The sequence below is a fragment of the Salinivibrio sp. ML323 genome (genome assembly GCF_001995745.1).
GTDB lineage: Bacteria > Pseudomonadota > Gammaproteobacteria > Enterobacterales > Vibrionaceae > Salinivibrio > Salinivibrio kushneri.
The window spans coordinates 1-1,038 of sequence record NZ_MUES01000059.1; the positions used below are offsets into that span (position 1 = coordinate 1).

General features: G+C 51.4%; 2 protein-coding genes. Both read right to left on the minus strand.

The window, feature by feature from the left end; genetic code table 11:
- Positions 1–123: 123 nt before the first annotated feature.
- The gene (locus tag BZG13_RS15065) at positions 124–348 is read right to left on the minus strand and encodes a hypothetical protein (protein WP_077487198.1); all 225 of its coding nucleotides are present in this window, start codon (positions 346–348) and stop codon (positions 124–126) included.
- A gap of 68 nt (positions 349–416) precedes the next feature.
- On the minus strand, positions 417–1,013 hold the full coding sequence (locus BZG13_RS15070; protein ID WP_241824825.1) for a TIGR01621 family pseudouridine synthase: 597 nt from the start codon (positions 1,011–1,013) through the stop codon (positions 417–419).
- Between the last annotated feature and the right edge of the window lie 25 nt (positions 1,014–1,038).

Consider the following 1,038-nt stretch of genomic DNA (forward strand, 5'->3'; position numbering starts at 1 on the left):
TAGGATCCTAGGACCTAGGTACTGCTTCTCGTTCTTCTCCATATTCACGATCCCGAATACCGATGACGGAATACAGAGTACAGAAAAAGCAATAGCCCCAATGCGAGCACGAGGCGGCTCGATCTAGTCTCTCGTCTCTAGAAGCGAAGCGTCTCGGCTCTCTTCATTCTCCGGCTGATCACTCAAACCCGGTACCGCTTGGCAAAATGTGCACTCTTCATTATCCACCGAGGCACCGCCCGTCTCGACGTAGCGAATACGATGACTCGCTTTGCCTCGGTTAGCCGACACCGCAAACCGCCGCCGCTCTCGCTCGGGAATGGTCTTTTCTGTATCATGCTCAGCCATGATTTACCTCCTTCAAATACCGAGAACCGCCTAGCTGTATGTTAACGGAGCAACGCTAAGCAGCCTAATCAAAAGTAATCAAAAGTGCCTGTCCCGATAACTCGCCGATAACTCTCCAAAAGTGCCTGTCCCGATAACTCACCGATAAGCGGAGAGCCAATGCTTTTCATCGCCACGCGAATTTGATGGGTTTTACCCGTGTAAGGCCGACAGAGAAAAAATCGCCGCCCCTCACCGCCTGCAATAGAGATAAAACGCGTCCTAGCAGGGTTATCTTTGCTGGCAAGCAACTTCCAGCTGCCTCGCCGACCTTTACCCATATCCCCGACAATCAATCCCTGTTTCTTACGCGGCTTTTTCGCACTTAATGCCAAATAGAACTTTTCTATCTCGCGTGACGCGAACAATCCTGAGAGGACAGACGCCGCATGAGAGGACGTTGCCAGCAGCAGCAAGCCCGACGTCATCTTATCTAAACGATGCACAAGGTAGACCTTCTCAACCCCAATATACGCCGCGACCGCAGGTAACAGTGCCGCTTCATCGGCCTCTTTCTGCACGCTAACGCCGTGGTGCTTATTGATCACCACAAAGTGTTGGTTTTGGTCGACAATTGAAAACATAACGAAGGGATTTACCGGTTGGTCATTGAGGAGAGGCATCATAACGACTTCCTCCTCAGCCCGCTAG

Excerpts from the sequence above, each read along its gene's own strand:
- BZG13_RS15065 (WP_077487198.1), bottom strand. The coding sequence starts at position 348 with ATGGCTGAGCATGATACAGAAAAGACCATTCCCGAGCGAGAGCGGCGG.
- BZG13_RS15070 (WP_241824825.1), bottom strand. The coding sequence starts at position 1,013 with ATGATGCCTCTCCTCAATGACCAACCGGTAAATCCCTTCGTTATGTTT.